Genomic DNA, 17,982 nt, shown 5'->3' on the forward strand with positions numbered 1-17,982 from the left:
AGGAGATTGCTCGTTGCGAAATGTTACGCCGCAGAATCGGCACCGTCCGTGGCGGATCAAGGGAAAACCCCCGGGATATGGCGGTGTGCTGCCTACCCCGGGGGTTATTCCGGCTCCTGCTGTGATGAATGTCGCTCTGAAAGTGGCGGGGGTTACGCCTCCAGCAGCGCCCGGCGCAGCGTGTCCAGTCCCACCGACCCGAGCTCCAGGGCGCGGGTGTGGAAGCGCTTCTGGTCGAAGTCCTCGCCTTCCCGGCTGCGCACCTCGTCGCGGATCTGCTCCCAGAGCCGCTGGCCCAGCTTGTAGGCGGGGGCCTGTCCGGGCCAGCCGAGGTAGCGGGTGAACTCGAAGTTCAGCTGTCCTTCGGAGATGGCGATGTTCTGCTTCAGGAACTCGTATCCCTTTTCGGAGGTCCAGGTTCCGGAGCCCCAGCGTTCGGGGATTTCCAGTTCCAGGTGCACGCCGATGTCGAAGACCACGCGGGCGGCCCGCATGCGCTGGGCGTCCAGCATGCCCATCTTGTCGCCGGGATCGCTGAGGTAGCCCAGCTCGTCCATGAGCCGCTCGGCGTACAGGGCCCAGCCTTCGCCGTGTCCGGAGACCCAGCAGATGTTGCGGCGCCAGTTGTTCAGCAGTCCGCGGGCCGCCGTCGCCGTCGCGATCTGGAGGTGATGTCCGGGAACACCCTCGTGGTAGACGGTGGTGGTTTCCTTCCATGTGGTGAAGGTGTCTTCACCGGCGGGGACGGACCACCACATGCGGCCCGGGCGGGAAAAGTCGTCGCTGGGACCGGTGTAGTAGATGCCGCCTTCCTGGGTGGGGGCAATCATGCACTCGATCTCGCGCATGGGTCCGTCAATCTGGAAGTGGGTGCCGGCGAGGTCCTGTACGGCGCGGTCCGCCAGACCCTGCATCCAGGCCTGCAGCTCATCGGTGCCGTGCAGCTGCCGCTCGGGATCCTCGTCCAGCAGGCGCATGGCCTCTTCGACGGTGGCGCCGGGCTTTATCTGCTCGGCCACGGCTTCCTGCTCGGCAATGATGCGGTCCAGTTCGGCCACGCCCCACGCGTAGGTCTCTTCCAGGTCCACGGCGGAACCCAGGAAGCGGCGGGACATCAGGGCATAGCGCTCCCGGCCGACGGCGTCCTTTTCCGGAGCCTTGGGCAGCAGCTCGTTTTCCAGGAACGCGGCCAGGTTGCGGTAGGCGGCGCGGGCGGAGTCGGCACCGGTGCGCAGAGCAGCGTTGAGGCTCTCGGGAAGGTCGCCGCCGTCGGCCAGTGCGGCACCGGTGACGTAACTGTCAAAGAAGCCGCCGTCTTCGGCGTACTTGGTGGTTTGCTCCATGACAATCAGCACCTGGCGGCGGGCCGGCGGCAGGCCGCGCTCGCTCCCGGCACGCAGGGAGGTGATGTAGCCGGAGACAGCGTCGGCAACGTTGTGCAGGCGGCCGGCAATGTGCTGCCAGTCCTCAACGGTGGCAGCGGGCATGAGGTCGAAGATCGACCGGATTTCCTGGGCCGGGGACGCGATGTTGTTCAGGTCCGAGAGGTTCCATCCGGACTCATGGATTTCCAGTTCCAGGCCCAGGCGCTCATGCATGGCGTCGAGGGTTACCCGGTCAACGTCGTCGCTGGGCTGCAGGCCGTCCAGGCGTTCCAGCGTCTCCCGGATGGCTTCGGTAACGGATTCCAGGCCGGCGGGCGAATAGTCCGCGTACTCGGTTTCGTGGCCGGGGATGCCCAGCGAGGTGGCCAGGGACGGATCCAGCTGCAGCAGCGTCTCGGTGAAGGCATCGGCAACGGCGTCGATGGCGGTCGGCTGGCGGGTGCGCGAGCCAGCGAAGGACAGGGGATCTGATGAAGGAGTCTGTTGGGTCACAGGTGAAGCCTAACGCGTCCCTCGGACATCCCCGGATGAATGAAATCCCAACGTAACGCAAACAGTTGCCCCGTGGGCCGCCGGTTAGCGGAAGCTGCGCCGCCAGGAGCCGGGGCCGGGTTTGGGTGCGAGGCTGAGCATCCGCCGCCGGTGCCACGTGCGGCGGGCGGACTCCGGCGCGGGGCGGGAGGCGCCGTCGTCGGCCGTGAGGCCCATGACGACGGCGGCCAGCGCCGCGAGTTCCTCCTCGGACGGGTTTCCCGACAGCACGGAGAACAGGGGAGGCTGCGGCGGCGCGCTCTGCGGTTCCCGGCCCCAGGTGTCCGGCATATCCCAGGCGGTCACAGCGGGATGTTCCCGTGCTTCTTGGCGGGCAGCGACGCGCGCTTGTCCCGCAGGGCGCGCAGCCCGCGGATCAGCTGGAGGCGGGTTTCGGAAGGGGCGACGACGGCGTCAACGTACCCGAGCTCGGCGGCCTGGTACGGGTTGAGCAGTTCCTCTTCATACTGCGTGATGTAGTCCGCGCGTGCCTGCTCAACGCTTTCACCGGCGTCGGCCGCCTGCTTGAGCTGGCCGCGGTAGAGGATGTTCACCGCGCCCTGGGCGCCCATGACGCCAATCTGGGCCGTGGGCCAGGCGAGGTTCAGATCCGCACCGAGCTTTTTGGAACCCATCACGATGTACGCGCCGCCGTACGCCTTGCGGGTGATGACAGTGAGTTTGGGAACCGTAGCCTCGGCGTAGGCGTAGAGCAGCTTGGCGCCGCGGCGGATGATGCCCTGGAACTCCTGGTCCTTGCCCGGCAGGAAGCCCGGCACGTCCACGAAGGTGAGGATGGGGATGTTGAAGGCGTCGCAGTGGCGGACAAACCGGGCGGCCTTTTCGGAGGCGGCGATGTCCAGGGTGCCGGCGAACTGCATCGGCTGATTCGCCACGATGGCCACCGTGTGTCCTTCGATCCGGCCGTAGCCGATCATCACGTTGGGCGCGTAGAGGGCCTGCATCTCCAGGAAATGGCCGTCGTCGAGCACCTGCTCAATGACGGCGCGCATGTCGTAGGGCTGGTTGGCGGAATCCGGGATCAGCTCATCCAGGGCAAGATCGCCGTCGTTCAGTTCCATGTCCGAAGCGAACGCTGCCAGCGGAGCCTCGGCAAGGTTGTTGGACGGCAGGAAGTCCAGCAGCTCGCGGACAAACTCAATGGCGTCCTCTTCGTCGGAGGCCAGGTACGCGGAGGTGCCGGTGTTGGTGTTGTGCTGCCGGGCGCCGCCGAGGGTTTCCATGTCCACGTCCTCGCCGGTGACGGTCTTGATGACGTCGGGCCCGGTGATGAACATGTGGCTGGTCTTGTCCACCATGACCACAAAGTCGGTCAGTGCGGGGGAGTAGGCAGCCCCGCCGGCGGACGGGCCCATGATGAGGGAGATCTGCGGGACCACGCCGGAGGCATGGACGTTGTTGCGGAAGATGTCCGCAAACATGGCGAGTGAGGCAACGCCTTCCTGGATGCGGGCGCCGCCGCCGTCCAGGATGCCGACGACGGGGCAGCCGTTTCGCAGAGCGTGTTCCTGGACCTTGACGATCTTCTCGCCGTTGACCTGGCTCAGCGATCCGCCGTACACGGTGAAGTCCTGGCTGTAGACGGCGATGGGCCGGCCGTCCACGGTGGCGTAACCCGACACCAGGCCGTCGCCCAGCGGCTTCTTCTTTTCCATGCCGAACGCGGTGGACCGGTGTACGGCGAGGGCATCGAATTCGACGAAGGATCCGGCATCAACGAGCATCTCGATGCGCTCGCGGGCGGTGTGTTTGCCCCGGGCGTGCTGCTTCTCCACGGCGGCCGGACCGGACGGCATTTGCGCCTGCTCCTGGCGGCGGCGGTACTCTGCGATCTTGCCGGCTGTGGTCTGCAGATCAAGGTCCTGGTCGATGCTCATCTGGTCTCCGGAGTGCGCAGTGGTTGGGGCATGTGCCGTGCGGTATCGGTGCGGCATTTCTGCGTTAAGTAGGAAACGCACAACGCGCACGGCGATTTATCCAGTCTAGTGAGGTCATTCACCCACCCCCGGTGTAGGGATCCTACAATTTCGCACCGTTGCCCTTGGCCTGGTGTGCTCGGGGCGAAGCTCGCTGGGGCCTTTGCGGCGCATCCGGGGTTCAACCGGGTGACTGGTCAGATACTCGGAAAAATTGCTGGACTACGTGGGTCGGTCCGAGGAAATACTCTGTTTTGGCGTTGTGGAGACGCGTAGTATCTATCCGGCCAATAGCGAAAAGCGCTACTCGTCAGGAGCACTCTGCCGTCGGAATCCGCGGGCAGGCCGGTCTCCCGGGAGTGGAACGAAAGCAGTCTCGGAGCAACCTGCTGCCGACGTTTTCTTCCGCCGGGGGCTGCCCGCAGCGAGCTGCTCCGCCGGCATGGGGTACACAGTGCGCCCTACAGCTAGGAGCATCACCAATGAGAAGATCTCAGTTCACCCGCCAACGGTCCGCCGGCCCGTCGCGTGGACCGTCACGAGCCTCGTCCTTCGCCGGTCTGTCCCTTGCTCTCCTGCTGGTCGTCCTGGGCCTCGCCGGCCCCGCACAGGCAGGGAGCCTTCCGGCCGTGGATTCGCCCCCGGGCGAAAAAATCACGCTGTGCCACGCCACATCATCGGAAAAAAATCCATATGTTCCCGTGACGGTGGATCCTGCCGCCGTGTTCAAGCAGGGGCACGACTCCCATCCCAAAGATGTCATCCCCGCCTTCGGCGACTACCCGGGAAGCGCCGTTTGGCAGTCGGATCCCGCTTACTACAACCAGGTCATTGCCCTCGGGTGCGGACAACCGTGTCCACCGACTCCCACCCCGACGCCGACTCCCACCCCGACTCCCACTCCGACCCCTACCCCGACTCCCACTCCGACCCCTACCCCGACAACCCCGACCCCGACCCCGACCCCGACCCCGACAACCGATGAGCCGACCCCTTCTCCGACCCCGACCCCGACAACCGATGAGCCGACCCCTTCTCCGACCCCGACCCCGACAACCGATGAGCCGACCCCTTCTCCGACCCCGACGTCGACAACGGGTGAGCCGACCCCGACGTCGACAACGGGTGAGCCGACTCCTTCTCCCACTTCCACAACCGGTGAGCCCACTCCCGGACCCACCGGAACAGAGACCTCGCCGGGGACACCGCCGGCCACCGGTGCGGCGCCTGCTCCGGCCAGCTGCGTCTGCCCCTCGGCGGCTGCGCTGACCGCCCCCGACGGAACCGTGCAGACGGTCCCCGACGGAACTGTGCAGACGGTCCCCGACGGAACTGTGCAGACGGCCCCCGACGGAACTGTGCAGGGGCCAACAGGTGCTGATCCGAGCGCTGCCGCACCAGGAACAGCCGGTCCCGGTTCAACGTCAGGGGCATGCCCCACCCAAACTGCACTCGCGGACACCGGCATCAACCGCAGTGTGTCCTCCACGGGCATCCTGGTCCTGGGCATCGGTGCGCTTCTTGCCTGCGCCGGCGCTCTGACTCTGGCCCTGCGCCCGCGCGGCAGTCACGGGTAGCAACTGCATCAGCGGCGTGCAGCTGCTGAACAGTGGAAGAGGGTACTGCGCCCGACGATGTACTGACGAGTAACCGGCCCCCGGTGTAGGGATCCTGTAGGGATCCTGCGAAGTCGCGCCGGTGCCGTTGGCCCGGTGTCCGCGGGCGAACGTCTCCCGTCCGTCCTCAGATGACGGTGCAGCCGTAACAGTAGGGGGGGCTGTGAAAGGATCTCTCCCGACCTGCAGGTGCTGCCGGTCCATTTGGGGAGGTGCTGGACGCCGTGATGGAAACGGACTTATGGGTGATGCTGCAAGCAGCTGCCTTGGTGACTGCCGGTTTTGGTATCTGGATCCTGGCTCGGGCTTGCTGGGACTATGCCGGGGTTCCGGCGGTCAGGGACGCTTATCTGGAGCTGGTCGATGCCCGGATGCAGGAGCTCGGGTGGGCGTCAGCGCCGGGTGGCGGAGGGGCTGCCCGGACTGTCCGTTCTGTCCGGTCGGTGAAATCTGTGCGCTCTATTCGTTCTGGGCAGTCTGCCCGTTCGGTGCTGCCCGATCGTTCTGCGCCCCCCGTTCGCCGCCGGGATGCCGAATTCCTCCGGCGAACCCGGCGCGGTCTCCTTTCGCGGCCGCTTGAATCCGAACGCGCGGCGTCGCAGAAGGCTCTGCTGCAGCTGGTCAGCCGGCCGGCTCTTTCGCCGATGCAGCGGATACCGGCGGCCGACCTGCTGCCGGAGGTGGCCGAAGAGGTGGCAGCCGCCACCACGCTCCAGGAGTTGGCCCGCACCGAGCGGTTGCAGGGGGCAGCCGTCCGCCGGCTGCTCCGCTGGGAGGCACCCCGCCGCTTCCGTGCTGTCTTCCTCCCGGGGATGGCCCGGTATCTGGATTTCGTGGGTCGGGGAAGCTCGCTAGGACTGGCTTTGGGTGTCCTCCTGGGTGGTGGCTTGACCGGCAACGCGGACCTGGTTGGCGCATTGACCGCCGTGTGCGGCGTGGCCGGAGCAATCTTCTTCACATTGACGGTCATCCGCTGCGAGTCCCGTTCCTGGCCCGCGGGAGAATCCGGCGTGTGGCTGCGCCTGGCCCGCAGGTATCCGCAGGCTTATTTCCTGCTGAGGCTGGTGCTGGCAACCGCGGTGGTGCTGTTTGTGCTGTACCTCGTGCAGGGGTGATTCCCAGTCGGTCGGGATATATCGCCGGACCAGGGGAGGTTGGGATCCTTCGTGCAGATAACGGGCCTAAACGGGTGCTGCTGAATTCCTTCGTGCAGATAACGGGCCTAAAACCCCCTTTTGGGCCGATATAAGCCCCGGATCTGCACGAAGGATTCCGGCATTCCCCGGGAGCTGCACGAAGGATCCTGGTGAAGCGGCGTCAGATGGATGCAGGCCGGCGCGCTGAACATCGCCTGGCGAAACGCGACCGCGGAACTCCCGTGCCGGGAGGACAACGAACCGAAATTGGATGTTACTGGTGAGTAACATATTGGGCTCCCGTGTATTACCCTGTCCGTATGACCTCGAACACACCCTTCGTGAACACGCGCTCGCTGTCCGGGCGCACCATCCTGATGTCCGGCGGCAGCCGCGGCATCGGTCTGGCCATCGCCCTGCGCGCAGCGGCCGACGGTGCCAACATCGCCATCATGGCTAAAACCGCCGAGCCGCACCCGAAGCTGCAGGGCACTGTCTACACCGCGGCCGAGCAGCTGAACGCGGCCGGCGGCAAGGCCCTGCCGATCATTGGCGATGTGCGGAACGACGACGACGTCGCCCGTGCCGTGGCCGAAACGGTGGAGGCCTTCGGGGGCATCGACATTGTCGTCAACAATGCCTCCGCAATCGACCTGCGCGGCACCGATGACATGACCATGAAGAGCTATGACCTGATGGCCGACATCAACACCCGCGGCACGTTCATGCTCTCCAAGTTCTCCCTGGATGCCCTGCGCCGCTCGGAGAACCCCCACATCCTCACGCTCTCGCCCCCGCTGAACCTGGATCCCAAGTGGGCCGGATCCTATCTGGCCTACACGATGGCCAAGTACGGCATGTCGCTGACCACGCTCGGACTCGCGGAGGAACTCAAGGACGACGGCGTCGCGGTGAACTCGCTCTGGCCTGTCACCGCCATTGACACCGCCGCCATCCGCAACCTCGGCGGCGAGACCATGGCAGCGGCCTCGCGCAGCTCCGACATCATGGCCGACGCAGCCCACGCCGTGCTGACCCGGCCCAGCCGCGAAGCCACCGGCAACTTCTACACGGATGAGCAGGTGCTGCGCGAAGAGGGCATCACTGATTTCCGTCCGTATTCACTCGGCGCGCCCGAGGACAAGCTCATGCAGGACTTCTTCCTCTAGGTCAACGAAGGACACCGAACCCTGCGGCCGGATCCGGCCGCAGGGCAATGTCGGCAGGCCCGCGTAAGATCGAAGGCATGCAACTGCGTTACTCCAGCATGGAAAGACCCGGGCTCGACCAGGAGCGCCTCCGGGCTGCACTCGTGGCGCCGCAGGGACCCCTGGCGCAGCTGGAAGTGGTGGCGGAAACCGGTTCCACGAACACTGACTTGGCAGAGCGGGCGCGCCTTCGCCCCTCCGACGTCCCCGATCTTTCCGTCCTGACGGCGGAGATGCAGACGGCAGGCAGAGGCAGGCTGGGCCGCACGTGGGAGGCTCCGCCGCGCTCGTCGCTGTTTGTCAGCGTCCTCCTCCGCCCGGTCAACGCCGACGGCCGTCCTCTGCCCACCCAGTCCTACGGGTGGCTTTCGCTGCTGGCCGCCCTGGCCCTGGCCGAGTCAGTGGCCCGGCGCACCGGCGTTGAGGCCCGGCTGAAATGGCCCAATGATGTCATGGTGGACGGGCGGAAGCTTGCCGGCGTCCTGGCGCAGCTGGTGATGGACTCCTCCGGTGCCGCTCCCGCCGTCGTGGTGGGAGCCGGCATGAACGTCTCCCTCACCGACGAGGACCTGCCGGTGCCCACCGCAACGTCGCTGCTCATGGAGTACGCCTCCACCACTGACCGCAACATCCTGCTGGAGGACTACATCCGGGAGCTGGCGGACAAATATGCCCAGTTCCGGGCGGTCGACGGCGATGCCTCCCGCCCGTGGGCGGACGGCACCTCGCTGCTGGAAAAGATCAGTGCCCGCATGGCAACCCTGGGCCAGGAGGTCCGTGCCGAACTTCCCGGCGGCAAGTCCCTGACGGGCCGGGCCGTGGCCCTGGACGCGTACGGATCACTGGTCCTGGTGGACGAAGCCGGTGAGCGGCATTCAGTCGTTGCCGGCGACGTGGTGCACCTGCGCGCCGTTCAGGCGTGAGCATCCGGCTGAATCTGGCGCCGGGGGAGCGGATCATCGTGGCCAGCAGGCCGCACGCCCGCCAGCTGGCCTGGCCCGTGGTCCTGGCCGTGGTGGTGTGTGCCGCGGCCGGTTTCGGCTACGGCTACCTTGACCGGGACGCCCTGCCCGGGCAGGTTGCCGACTGGCGCGGCTACCTGCAGCCCGCCGTCGTCGTCATTGCGGCGGTCCTGCTGGCCCGGTTTTGTGTGCCTCCCGTGCTGCGCTGGGCGTTTTCGCGGTACATCGTGACCAACCAGCGCCTGATTCACCGGCAGGGCGTGCTGCGGCGGAGGGAGCGCGAACTGTCGCTCGCCTCGGTCTTTCAGCTGGAGGCGTGGCAGACCGTTCCGGACCGCATGCAGCGCTCCGGAACGCTGGTGGTGGATGTGGGCTACGGCCAGACGGTGCATTACGAACATGTCCCGGAAGTGCACAAGTTCAAGGCCATCGTGCTTGCTGCCATAGGCCAGCTGCCGATGACCGCCATGTTTGATGGTGTAGATATTGATGGAGATGGGGAATACGACTACGAAGGGAGGGGCGATGAGTGAGGAAGGCCGCGACGTCGGTGCGGATCCCGAACCCATGACCCTGTCCATGCCCGCTGTCCGCCCCCGAGTCCAGCCCGAAGATGCGGCAAAGCCGGACGCGGAGCGCGGCTCCGGCGAGGCGGCAGGCACAACCAACTCTGCTGTCATTGACCGCGAGGACGTGCGGAAGCTCGAAGCCCAGCTGATCGGCGGGCCGCGAACCCTCAAACGGCGTGAGGCTGCCGCTGAAGCCGGTGTCTCCCTCCTGTCCGCCCGCAAGCTGTGGCGCGCGATGGGCTTTCCCAACCTCGACGACGACGCCGTGTTCTTCACTGAGCAGGACCGCGAGGCCTTGACCACGGTCATTGAACTCGTCCGCGACGAGCAGCTGACCGAAGAGGCAGCTATTTCGATCATGCGCTCGATCGGCCAGATGACGGACCGCATGGTGGTGTGGCAGATCGAGGCGCTCGTTGAGGAAATGGTGGTCCAGCGCGGAATTCCCGACGCCGAGGCCCGCAAGGCACTCGTGGCCGCACTGCCGGCCCTGATCGAACCGCTGGAAAAGACCCTGGTGTACGCCTGGAAGCGGCAGATGAACTCCGCCGTCCAGCGGCTGGCACTGCGCGCCGAGGCCGGTCTGGCCAGCCATGACGGCTCCGCTTCGGACGATAACCCGCTGCCGCTGGCCCGCGCCGTCGGCTTCGCGGATCTGGTGTCCTACACCTCCCTGTCACGGCAGATGAATGAAAAGACCCTTGCCCAGATGGTCCAGCGCTTTGAGCACAAATGCGCTGAGATCATTTCGGTGGGCGGCGGCCGGCTGGTGAAAACCATCGGTGACGAAGTGCTCTTCAACGCCGAAACCCCTGAAGCCGGAGCCGAGATTTCGCTGGCGCTGGCCAAGGCCTTCACCGAGGATGAGCTGCTGCCCGCCGCGCGCGTCTCGCTGGTGTGGGGACGGGTGCTGTCCCGGCTGGGCGACATTTACGGTCCCACCGTGAACCTGGCATCGCGTTTGACGTCCCTGGCCGAGCCCGGAACGGTGCTGACGGATGCCTCCACTGCAGCTGCTCTGCGGAACAATGACCGGTTTATCCTCATTCCGCACCAGCCCCGCAACGTGCGCGGATTCGGGGAAATCCATCCGGTGACCCTGGCCCGCGGGACCGGACCGGGCCTGATCCTGGACTAGCCTGAACCTTGACTGGCCTGAACGGGGCTGCACCGGAAAAGTGCGGCACTTGCAGGGACGGCACGGAATGTTGGCAGCCGGCATCGGGCCGCCACCCAGCAGATTCCGCTAGGGTGATGTGACAAGGCGTAATATGTGTCACTGCTGTGGTCCACACAGCGGGCAGCTTCCGGATAGGGCGTGAATGAACTCCGACGAAACGACATCCCCGGGTTTGGAACTCCGTGCAGTCTTTGGCTACGCCTCAGACCGCGGTTTACGCCGGGAACAGAACGAGGATTCGCTGATCGCCGCGGATCCCGTGTTTGCTGTTGCCGACGGCATGGGCGGACACGAAGCCGGGGAAGTGGCGAGCAGCATCTGCGTCCGCACCCTGGGCGAAGCGGCGTTTGTGGGTGAACACCTTCCGAAGGTGGGAGCCGACGAGCTGCGGGCACTTCTGCGCGAAGCCGACACTCGAATCCGCGAGGCCACCGGGGGCCGGGCCGGCACCACGGTGACCGGAGCGGTCCTGGTCTCCGGGGACGGCGTTCCGTGCTGGCTGGTCTTCAACGTGGGCGACTCCCGCACCTATCGGCTGACCGGGGGAGCGCTGGAACAGATCACCGTGGATCACAGTGAGGTCCAGGAACTGGTGGACATGGGCCAGATTACGCCCGATGAAGCGCTCATTCATCCGCGCCGCCATGTCGTGACACGCGCACTGGGAACAGGCAGCGACACGCAGGCAGACTACTGGCTGATCCCGGTGGAACCGGGCGACCGCCTGCTGGTCTGCTCCGACGGATTGACCGGGGAAGTCAGCGACGGGCAGCTGCAGCAGATTCTGTCCTCCGTGGCCAACCCGCAGGATGCCTGCGCCGCCATGGTTCAGGCGGCGCTGCGCTCCGGCGGGCGGGACAACATTACGGTGCTGGTGGTGGATGTCGAGACGGCCAACGAACGCACCGGGCAAGCCGCCGAAGGCGTGTCCAGCGCAGCGGAACCGCAGCCGGCCGCTCTAGCGACGGAATCGTAAACCCGGCCGTCCTTACCCGGGGACCCGGGTGGATTCCTCGTTGAGGAACAGCTGAAGCACCTGAACGGGTTTGCCGGGCTGGATCAGCTGTGCTCTGCCCGGCGGCAGAGTCCGGGCGCGCACCCCGTTAATCAGGGTTCCTTCCGCCCGGTCGCCGGAGAGGATCAGCGCGGCACTGCCGGAATCGCGCAGCGACGTGAAGAAGGGTTCATACATTCCCCGGCTCGCCCCGCGGACCCGGCGCGACAGGACGGCGTGCAGCCCGATTTCAGGGGCCAGCGGCAGGAACGGGGTCAACCGGCTCAGCGGCGAGGAACCGCCCGCGGTCAGCACATCGTAGTCATCGATGACCAACACGATGCGCGGCAGGCCGGCCAGCTCCGCCGGGGCCGCCGAAGCCCGCTTCTCCAGCTCTCCGGCGACGGCGGCTGCGAGCTTTTCCGCCAGGGCTGCGCTGGTGGCATAACCGCCCAGCGATTCACCGGGGACCTCCCCGGTGAGGCTGCGGCGGGGATCGAAGACCGCAAAGACGATGTCCTCGGGCTGATGCTGGGACGTCAGACGGCGGATGACGGACCGCAGGACGTTGGTTTTGCCGGAAGCGTCATCACCCATGATGAGCAAATGCCGTTCCCTGCCGTGCAGGTCAAGGATCTCGGTGCCGAGGTCGGCCTCGCGGAGACCCAGCGGTACGGCGGCAGCTGCTTCGGGGCTGGGGGCTGTTTCAGCGGAAACAGCGGCGGGCAGAATCCGGACCTGCATGGCCCGCTCGCGGGTGGCCGCCGCTACGGCAGCCACCAAATCCTGCAGGCTGCTCGCGGCGGAACCGTCATCCGTTCCGGCATCGATGCGCGGCAGGGCGAAATGTCCCTGCAGCTTGCCGTCCGTCAGCGACCGCCCGGGGCTTCCGGGGCTGACGGCTTCGGCCATCTTGCGTCCGTGGGCGGAATCCCCGGGATCGGCCAGCCGCAGTTCAATCCGGTTGCCGAAGAAGCTTTGCTGGGAGATCCGGATTTCATTCATCCGTGAGCACGTGGCGATGACGTGAATGCCGTAGCCTGCGCCGCGGCTGATCAGTGCGTGAACAGGTTTTTCGATGTCCTCGAATTCGTCGCTGAGCTGCCCGTAGCCGTCCAAAACCAGGACGATGTCGGCGCTGGGAAGCTCCGGGATCCCGCCGTCGGCGCACCGCCGGCGGAGGGTGGGCAGCGAATCCACCTGGTATTTCTCAAAGAGGTGTTCGCGGTGGGCGAGCATGGCCAGGAGCTCATCCACTGTCCGGCGGATGACCTCCCGGTTGGTGCGGACGGCCACCCCGCCCACATGGGGGAGCCCTTCCAACGGCAGCAGGGCGCTGCCGAGCAGGTCGATGCCGTAAATACCCACCTCCGCCGGACTGTGGGTCAGTGACAGTGCCGCAACGATGGTGCGCAGCGCCGTGCTTTTCCCGGTTTGGGGGCCGCCCACAATGGCAGCATTTCCGCCGTTGGCTGCCAGATCCAGCTCCCACACGCCCTGCCACTGCCTGGCCGGGTCATCCAGCAGGCCCACGGGGATCCGCAGGGATCCGCCGCAGGCAAGCCGCAGGCTTTTCTCGGAGGACAGTCCGCCGGCGGCCTGGTCCAGCGCAATGCCGCGGGGCAGCGGCGGCAGCCAGATGGGGTCCACCGCCCGCGGGAACATGGAAAGAGTGTCCATGAGCGTAGACAGGACGGTGGGTCCGGTGGTGCGTTTGGAGGCCGACGTCGATGCCGGGCGCGCGTCGTCGGCTGCGGGCTGCGCCTCGAGGGACGCGGCATAACGGGGGACCGGCAGGACCCGGGGCAGCTGGCCGGCGTCGTCCTGCGCGGTTTCCTGCGCGGCTTCCAAGGGGCCGGACACATAACCGGCCTTGAAACGGGTGTACGTGGTGGTGTCCACCTTCAGGTATCCGAAGCCGGGCACCGGGGGCAGATGGAAGGCGTCGGGGGTGTCCAGCACCGTGCGGGATTCGCCCTCCGAAAGGGTCCTTAGCCCAATCCGGTAGGACAGATAGGTGTCCAGGCCGCGGAGTTTGCCGGCCTCGATCCGCTGGCTTGAGAGCAGCAGGTGCACGCCGATGGAGCGGCCGATGCGGCCAATGGACAGGAAGAGCTCAATGAAGTCCGGCCGGGCGGTGAGAAGCTCGCCGAATTCGTCAATGATCACCACCAGGTGCGGCAGCGGAGCCGGCTCCCGTCCCTGTAACTTCAATTCCTGCCGGTACAGCTGATAGTCCGTGATGTTGGCAAGGTTGCCGGCCGCTTTGAGGACTTCCTGCCGGCGCTGGATTTCGCCCGCAAGGCTGGCGTACACGCGCTCGATCAGGCTGACGTCATCGGAGAGGTTGGTGATGACGCCGGCCACCTGCGGGGCACCGGCGAACGGGGCAAATGTGGCACCGCCCTTGTAATCGACGAGCACCATGGCCAGGACTTCGGGCGAGTGCGTCGCCAGTAGGCCCACCACCATGCTCCGCAGCATCTCGGACTTGCCGGAACCGGTGGCACCCACACACAGGCCGTGGGGCCCGTGACCAAACTGCGCGGACTCCTTCAAATCCAGCAGGGCCGGCCTCCCGCGGTCATCGGGTCCCAGCGGAACCCGCAGGAAGTCGACCTCGCCGCGGGGCTTCCACAGCCGCCGGATGTCCGCTTCGTCCAGCTGGGGTGAAAGCCCCAGCATTTCCAGGAACCCCTGGGCGGTTTCACTGCTGTCATGCTCCAGGGAATCCGGCGAGAGCCGAAGCGGGGCGAGCTCACGGGCCAGGGCCTCCGCCAAGGGCAGCGGAAGATCGTCCAGGCGGCCGCGTTCGACGGCGGGAAGCACCGCATTGTCACGGTAGTTTTCCACGATGAACGCCCCGTCAGGACCGTCGCGGTCTTCGCTGATCCGCACCGAGACTTCTCCCGGTTCCTGATTGCGCTCCGCGACCAGGAACACCGTGGTGATGCCCAGGGAACCGGCCGAGGCTTCCTGGTCCGGCACCTGCAGTTCCGACGGGAGCAGACCGTAGGAGTCGCTGAGCACCAGGAGCCGGGGCAACGCGGTGCCCACGCCGCCGCGCAGGAAGTTCTTACGGGACTCGGCTGCCAGGGTGGATCGCCGGTGCAGGTCTTCGCTGATTACGTCGCTGAGGTCTTCCGCAGTGGGAGCCAGCCGGCGGACGGGTCCGGTGGCATGGCTGGAACTCTGGTCCGCGAGATGGGGGAGCCAGGTGGCCCACTCCCAGTCGTCCCGCCGGTCAGGCGGTGCGATGAGGGCAAGGTGCAGGTCCTCGGGTGAATGGAACGCCGCGCCTTCGGTGAGCAGGAGCCTGGCTACCCGGGCAACAAACCGGCGGGACCCCACCACTGAGACGTTTCCGGCGCAGTCCAGCGGAACGGTCAGCGGCAGTTCGGGACTGGATTCGTAGCGCTGTTTGAGGATCTCCACTTCGGTGGTCATGAAGGTGTCTGCCTGGGCCAGGGCCGAGCCGGTGCTTTGAATGGTGATGTCCCGGTTGTGCCGGGACCCGGTGCCAATCCGGACATGGAGGAAATCCTCGTTGTGCCGGCGGCGTTCCCAGAGCCGTTTGGTATCCCTGATGATGTCAAACAGTGCATCCGGCGGCGGGCTGGAGGTCCGGGCCACGGCAAGAGCGGCCTGCTCGTCCGAGCGCAGCGTGGTGCGGCAGCGTTCCAGGTATTCCAGATAGTCCTCCCGTTGCTCCCGGCGCTGTTTTCCCTGCCTGCCGCGCTGGCTGAGCATCATCAGGACAGAGGCAATGATCGTAACGATCATCATCAGTGCTCCCACGGCCGCTAGGGGCGAGCCGCGGAAGAGCATCATGACGGTCATCGAGACGCCGGCACCCAGCAGGGGAACCAGGGACATCATGTTCATGCCGGTTTTGCCGCCTTCCACGGGAGGCGGGGCATCCAGGGAGAACGCCTCCATGGTCCGTGCCGGGGCGGTGGTCCGTGCGGGCCGGTGCAGGATTCTGGTGCTCATGCCGGAGTTCTCCTCGCCTGCGCAGCTCCGGCAGCTCCGGCAGGTCCGGACCGTCGCGGCCCGGGTCCCGGGCCGGCCACGGCAACGGACAGGACCCGCGACGCCAGGGACACCGCTTCAAGGCGGGTCCGGCGGGCCAGCAGGGCCGGACTTACGGCGGTTCCCGCTGCCAGATGCCGGTCATAGCTCACATGGGCAGCGTCGATGCCGGCACGGCGGAGGCCGGCGGCCTGCCGGGACGCGGACAAGGCGCCGTCCCTGGTGCACTGGACCACCAGCACCAGGAGGGGGACGGGGCCGAGGAGCGGATCGAGGTGCCAACCCGCGGAGTATTCGACGGCGTCCGCCACTCCCGCGGCGCTGGCCGGAGTGACAAAGAGAGCCAGATGGGAGCTTTCCAGGGCCCAGCGGGCCGCCGGAGCTCTGAGCCCTGCGCCGCAGTCGAAAACCGTGATGGGGCAGTAGCGGGAAACCGTCCGGGACAGCAAAGATGCTGCGGCGTCGGCAGGAACCGGGCCGGTTCCTTCGGAAACGCGGCGGGACGAAATGCCGGGTGCACCGGAGGAAACGCCGTCGAACACCCCTCCGTCATCCTGGCCGCCGGAGAGATTCCGGGCGAGGGGACCGGCGGGTGTCCATGCCGGCGCCGTCGTCCCGGCCGCGGTGTTGCCGGCAACCGAAGTCCCCACGCTCGCACCTGACCGGGCATGGGGGCTCCGGCGTCCGGTGACCAGCAGATTGGCCGGCCCCGCAACCGCCAGCAGGCCCGCCAGCTGCGCCAGTGTGGCAGGGGGATCGGCGTCCAGCCGGGCAGCAACGGCTTCCAGCGACGGAGCGTCCGGCACGCCGAGGCGAAAACCCAGCGTTCCGCTTTCCGGCGCATTGTCGACGGCGGCCACGGCGTCGGCCCGCATGGCCGCGTAAATCCTGGCCAGCAGTGCCGCCGCGGTGGTTCTTCCCGCCCCGCCGCGGGATCCTACGACGGCGATGCGGCGGCCCGTGGTGACCGGCAGCTGGGAACCGGCCGCTGCTTCTGCGAGCCGGCGCGGGTAGTCATCACCGCGGAAAAGATCGGCCGAACCGGTGAGCACGCGGCGCAGCGCGGATTCGGCAGGGCGGGGCACGTTCATGAGAAGCTCCCGGCCAGCTGGCTAAACAGACCAAACATGCCGGCGATCAGGGGAACGGAGGCCAGGATGGAAAAGGTTTCCATCCGCTTGGCCAGCAGACGGAACCGTGCCTGGGTATGGTCGGGGAGCGTGGACGTTAGCGAGACTGCCGCGGTGGCCGCGATCAGCAGCACGGCCACCCCCACAGCCCAGGGCTGGCCGGGCAAGATCCGCAGTGCAGCCGGTACTGCGGCGCCGAGTCCGACGGCGACGGCTAGGTAGAGCGCAATTCGCTGCGGAGCCAGGGGAAAGGACCGGGTGCGCAGGAACAGTGCCAGGGTCAGGGCCAGCAGCAGCGGCAGCGTCCAGTTCTGATCCCGGGTGTCCGTGCCCAGCAGCCACAGTCCGGGAGCCAGGCACAGCGCTGTGATGACGGTGCCCAGGGTCAGCCCGCGGTGTGCGGCGGCCACCGCGTCCCGGGCATCGGTGCGGGCGATGGAACCGCCCTTCGCCCGCTGGTCATCCAGCGTGGCAAGGCCGGACGACTCGAGTGCCAGCTTGGGCAGCAGCCCCAGGATGACCGTGCCGGCCAGTGCAGCCAAGGCGGCGGCCCGGACGGCGTCCCCGGTGAGCGCACCGGCAGCGGACCACACTCCTGCGGCCAGGACCAGCGTTGCGGCAGCGCTGAAAAAGGCGCGCGGCTGGGCGGAGAAGGTTCCCAGACCTGCCAGCCCCAGGACCGAGAGCCCGGCCACGATCAGGGCAGCGGCGTGAAGCCGCGCCGGATCGCCGTCGTAAACATGGAGGGCGCCGCCCAGACCGGCAAGCCACCCCGCTCCGAGCAGGGTGGTGCCAAGGGCGCTGCGCGGCTGCAGCTGCCCCGCGCTTGTGCCGGCGGCCAGCCCAAGCAGTGACAGGGCCAGCAGCATCCACCAGGCGGAATCCGGAGCCAGTGCCGCCAGCAGGATTTCGGCGCCGGCCCAGATGCCTGCAGCCATGAAGGTCCCGGCGGTGAGAGCACTGAAACGGATGTTCCACCGGCCGCCCACAGCACGGGTTTCATCCACCACCAGATCGGTGATGTCATAGACGACCGCGGCCGGCGGAGCTTCCGCGGCGTTGCACAGCAACAGCGATGAACCGTCAAGGACCCGGGCCTGGTTCAAGGACTGTCCGGCGCTGAGTTCCGTGCCGTCACCGGCGACGAGTACCTTGGCCGCCACCTGCGCGGCGGGCACATCCTCCAGCAGGTTTAGGACCTGGGGGAGCAGAAGCCCCACCGGCTCGTCGGAGGGCAGAAGCAGGTCAACGTGTTTCCGTGAGCTGATCAGGGTGACACGGGTAAAGGCATGGGCCATCGCG

At 67.0% G+C, this 17,982-nt stretch carries 13 protein-coding genes; 7 read left to right on the plus strand and 6 right to left on the minus strand.

Annotated features, from left to right (window positions below; translation table 11 throughout):
* Positions 1–152 precede the first annotated feature (152 nt).
* The 3 genes from KG104_RS05420 to KG104_RS05430 form a co-directional block, all read right to left on the minus strand.
* Complete coding sequence (locus KG104_RS05420) at positions 153–1,877, minus strand: DUF885 domain-containing protein (protein WP_372434149.1); 1,725 nt, start codon at positions 1,875–1,877, stop codon at positions 153–155.
* Positions 1,878–1,961: 84 nt separating this feature from the next.
* On the minus strand, positions 1,962–2,222 hold the full coding sequence (locus tag KG104_RS05425) for an acyl-CoA carboxylase subunit epsilon (protein WP_237688675.1): 261 nt from the start codon (positions 2,220–2,222) through the stop codon (positions 1,962–1,964).
* A complete protein-coding gene (locus tag KG104_RS05430; RefSeq protein ID WP_207347505.1) occupies positions 2,219–3,814 on the minus strand; it encodes an acyl-CoA carboxylase subunit beta in 1,596 nt (531 codons plus the stop codon). The genes KG104_RS05425 and KG104_RS05430 overlap by 4 nt, the downstream gene beginning before the upstream one ends.
* A gap of 1,325 nt (positions 3,815–5,139) precedes the next feature.
* Between KG104_RS05430 and KG104_RS05435 the strand changes: the two genes are divergently transcribed.
* The 7 genes from KG104_RS05435 to KG104_RS05465 all read left to right on the plus strand — a co-directional run bounded on the left by KG104_RS05435 (position 5,140) and on the right by KG104_RS05465 (position 11,500).
* Complete coding sequence (locus tag KG104_RS05435; protein ID WP_207347506.1) at positions 5,140–5,430, plus strand: hypothetical protein; 291 nt, start codon at positions 5,140–5,142, stop codon at positions 5,428–5,430.
* Between the two features lie 683 nt (positions 5,431–6,113).
* The gene (locus tag KG104_RS05440) at positions 6,114–6,584 is read left to right on the plus strand and encodes a hypothetical protein (protein WP_207347507.1); all 471 of its coding nucleotides are present in this window, start codon (positions 6,114–6,116) and stop codon (positions 6,582–6,584) included.
* 341 nt (positions 6,585–6,925) lie between these two features.
* Positions 6,926–7,774 (plus strand): SDR family oxidoreductase, encoded by an 849-nt coding sequence (locus KG104_RS05445; protein WP_207347508.1) that lies wholly within the window; start codon positions 6,926–6,928, stop codon positions 7,772–7,774.
* 77 nt (positions 7,775–7,851) lie between these two features.
* Positions 7,852–8,736, plus strand: a complete 885-nt coding sequence (locus tag KG104_RS05450) for a biotin--[acetyl-CoA-carboxylase] ligase (RefSeq protein ID WP_207347509.1) — start codon at positions 7,852–7,854, stop codon at positions 8,734–8,736.
* Complete coding sequence (locus KG104_RS05455; RefSeq protein ID WP_104104502.1) at positions 8,733–9,308, plus strand: PH domain-containing protein; 576 nt, start codon at positions 8,733–8,735, stop codon at positions 9,306–9,308. The genes KG104_RS05450 and KG104_RS05455 overlap by 4 nt, the downstream gene beginning before the upstream one ends.
* Positions 9,301–10,482 carry an adenylate/guanylate cyclase domain-containing protein gene (locus KG104_RS05460; protein WP_237686995.1) on the plus strand — a complete coding sequence of 394 codons (1,182 nt, stop codon included), beginning with the start codon at positions 9,301–9,303 and terminating at the stop codon, positions 10,480–10,482. The genes KG104_RS05455 and KG104_RS05460 overlap by 8 nt, the downstream gene beginning before the upstream one ends.
* A 184-nt stretch (positions 10,483–10,666) precedes the next feature.
* The gene (locus tag KG104_RS05465) at positions 10,667–11,500 is read left to right on the plus strand and encodes a PP2C family protein-serine/threonine phosphatase (RefSeq protein ID WP_207347510.1); all 834 of its coding nucleotides are present in this window, start codon (positions 10,667–10,669) and stop codon (positions 11,498–11,500) included.
* A 12-nt stretch (positions 11,501–11,512) separates the two neighbouring features.
* Here the strand turns inward: KG104_RS05465 and eccCa are convergent, their stop codons facing one another.
* From eccCa to KG104_RS05480, 3 genes are read right to left on the minus strand one after another with little or no spacing between them, the layout of a single operon-like run.
* On the minus strand, positions 11,513–15,511 hold the full coding sequence (gene eccCa / locus KG104_RS05470) for a type VII secretion protein EccCa (protein ID WP_207347511.1): 3,999 nt from the start codon (positions 15,509–15,511) through the stop codon (positions 11,513–11,515).
* Complete coding sequence (locus tag KG104_RS05475) at positions 15,508–16,641, minus strand: hypothetical protein (protein ID WP_207347512.1); 1,134 nt, start codon at positions 16,639–16,641, stop codon at positions 15,508–15,510. The genes eccCa and KG104_RS05475 overlap by 4 nt, the downstream gene beginning before the upstream one ends.
* On the minus strand, positions 16,638–17,978 hold the full coding sequence (locus KG104_RS05480; protein WP_207347513.1) for an EsaB/YukD family protein: 1,341 nt from the start codon (positions 17,976–17,978) through the stop codon (positions 16,638–16,640). Before KG104_RS05480 ends, KG104_RS05475 begins: the two co-directional genes overlap by 4 nt.
* Positions 17,979–17,982 lie beyond the last annotated feature (4 nt).

This window comes from Arthrobacter sunyaminii, from assembly GCF_018866305.1.
Lineage (GTDB): Bacteria > Actinomycetota > Actinomycetes > Actinomycetales > Micrococcaceae > Arthrobacter_B > Arthrobacter_B sunyaminii.

Coding starts and splice junctions, on each gene's coding strand:
- KG104_RS05430 (WP_207347505.1), bottom strand. CDS start 3,814: ATGAGCATCGACCAGGACCTTGATCTGCAGACCACAGCCGGCAAGATC.
- KG104_RS05440 (WP_207347507.1), top strand. CDS start 6,114: ATGCAGCGGATACCGGCGGCCGACCTGCTGCCGGAGGTGGCCGAAGAG.
- KG104_RS05445 (WP_207347508.1), top strand. CDS start 6,926: ATGACCTCGAACACACCCTTCGTGAACACGCGCTCGCTGTCCGGGCGC.
- KG104_RS05450 (WP_207347509.1), top strand. CDS start 7,852: ATGCAACTGCGTTACTCCAGCATGGAAAGACCCGGGCTCGACCAGGAG.
- KG104_RS05460 (WP_237686995.1), top strand. CDS start 9,301: ATGAGTGAGGAAGGCCGCGACGTCGGTGCGGATCCCGAACCCATGACC.
- KG104_RS05465 (WP_207347510.1), top strand. CDS start 10,667: ATGAACTCCGACGAAACGACATCCCCGGGTTTGGAACTCCGTGCAGTC.
- eccCa (WP_207347511.1), bottom strand. CDS start 15,511: ATGAGCACCAGAATCCTGCACCGGCCCGCACGGACCACCGCCCCGGCA.
- KG104_RS05475 (WP_207347512.1), bottom strand. CDS start 16,641: ATGAACGTGCCCCGCCCTGCCGAATCCGCGCTGCGCCGCGTGCTCACC.
- KG104_RS05480 (WP_207347513.1), bottom strand. CDS start 17,978: ATGGCCCATGCCTTTACCCGTGTCACCCTGATCAGCTCACGGAAACAC.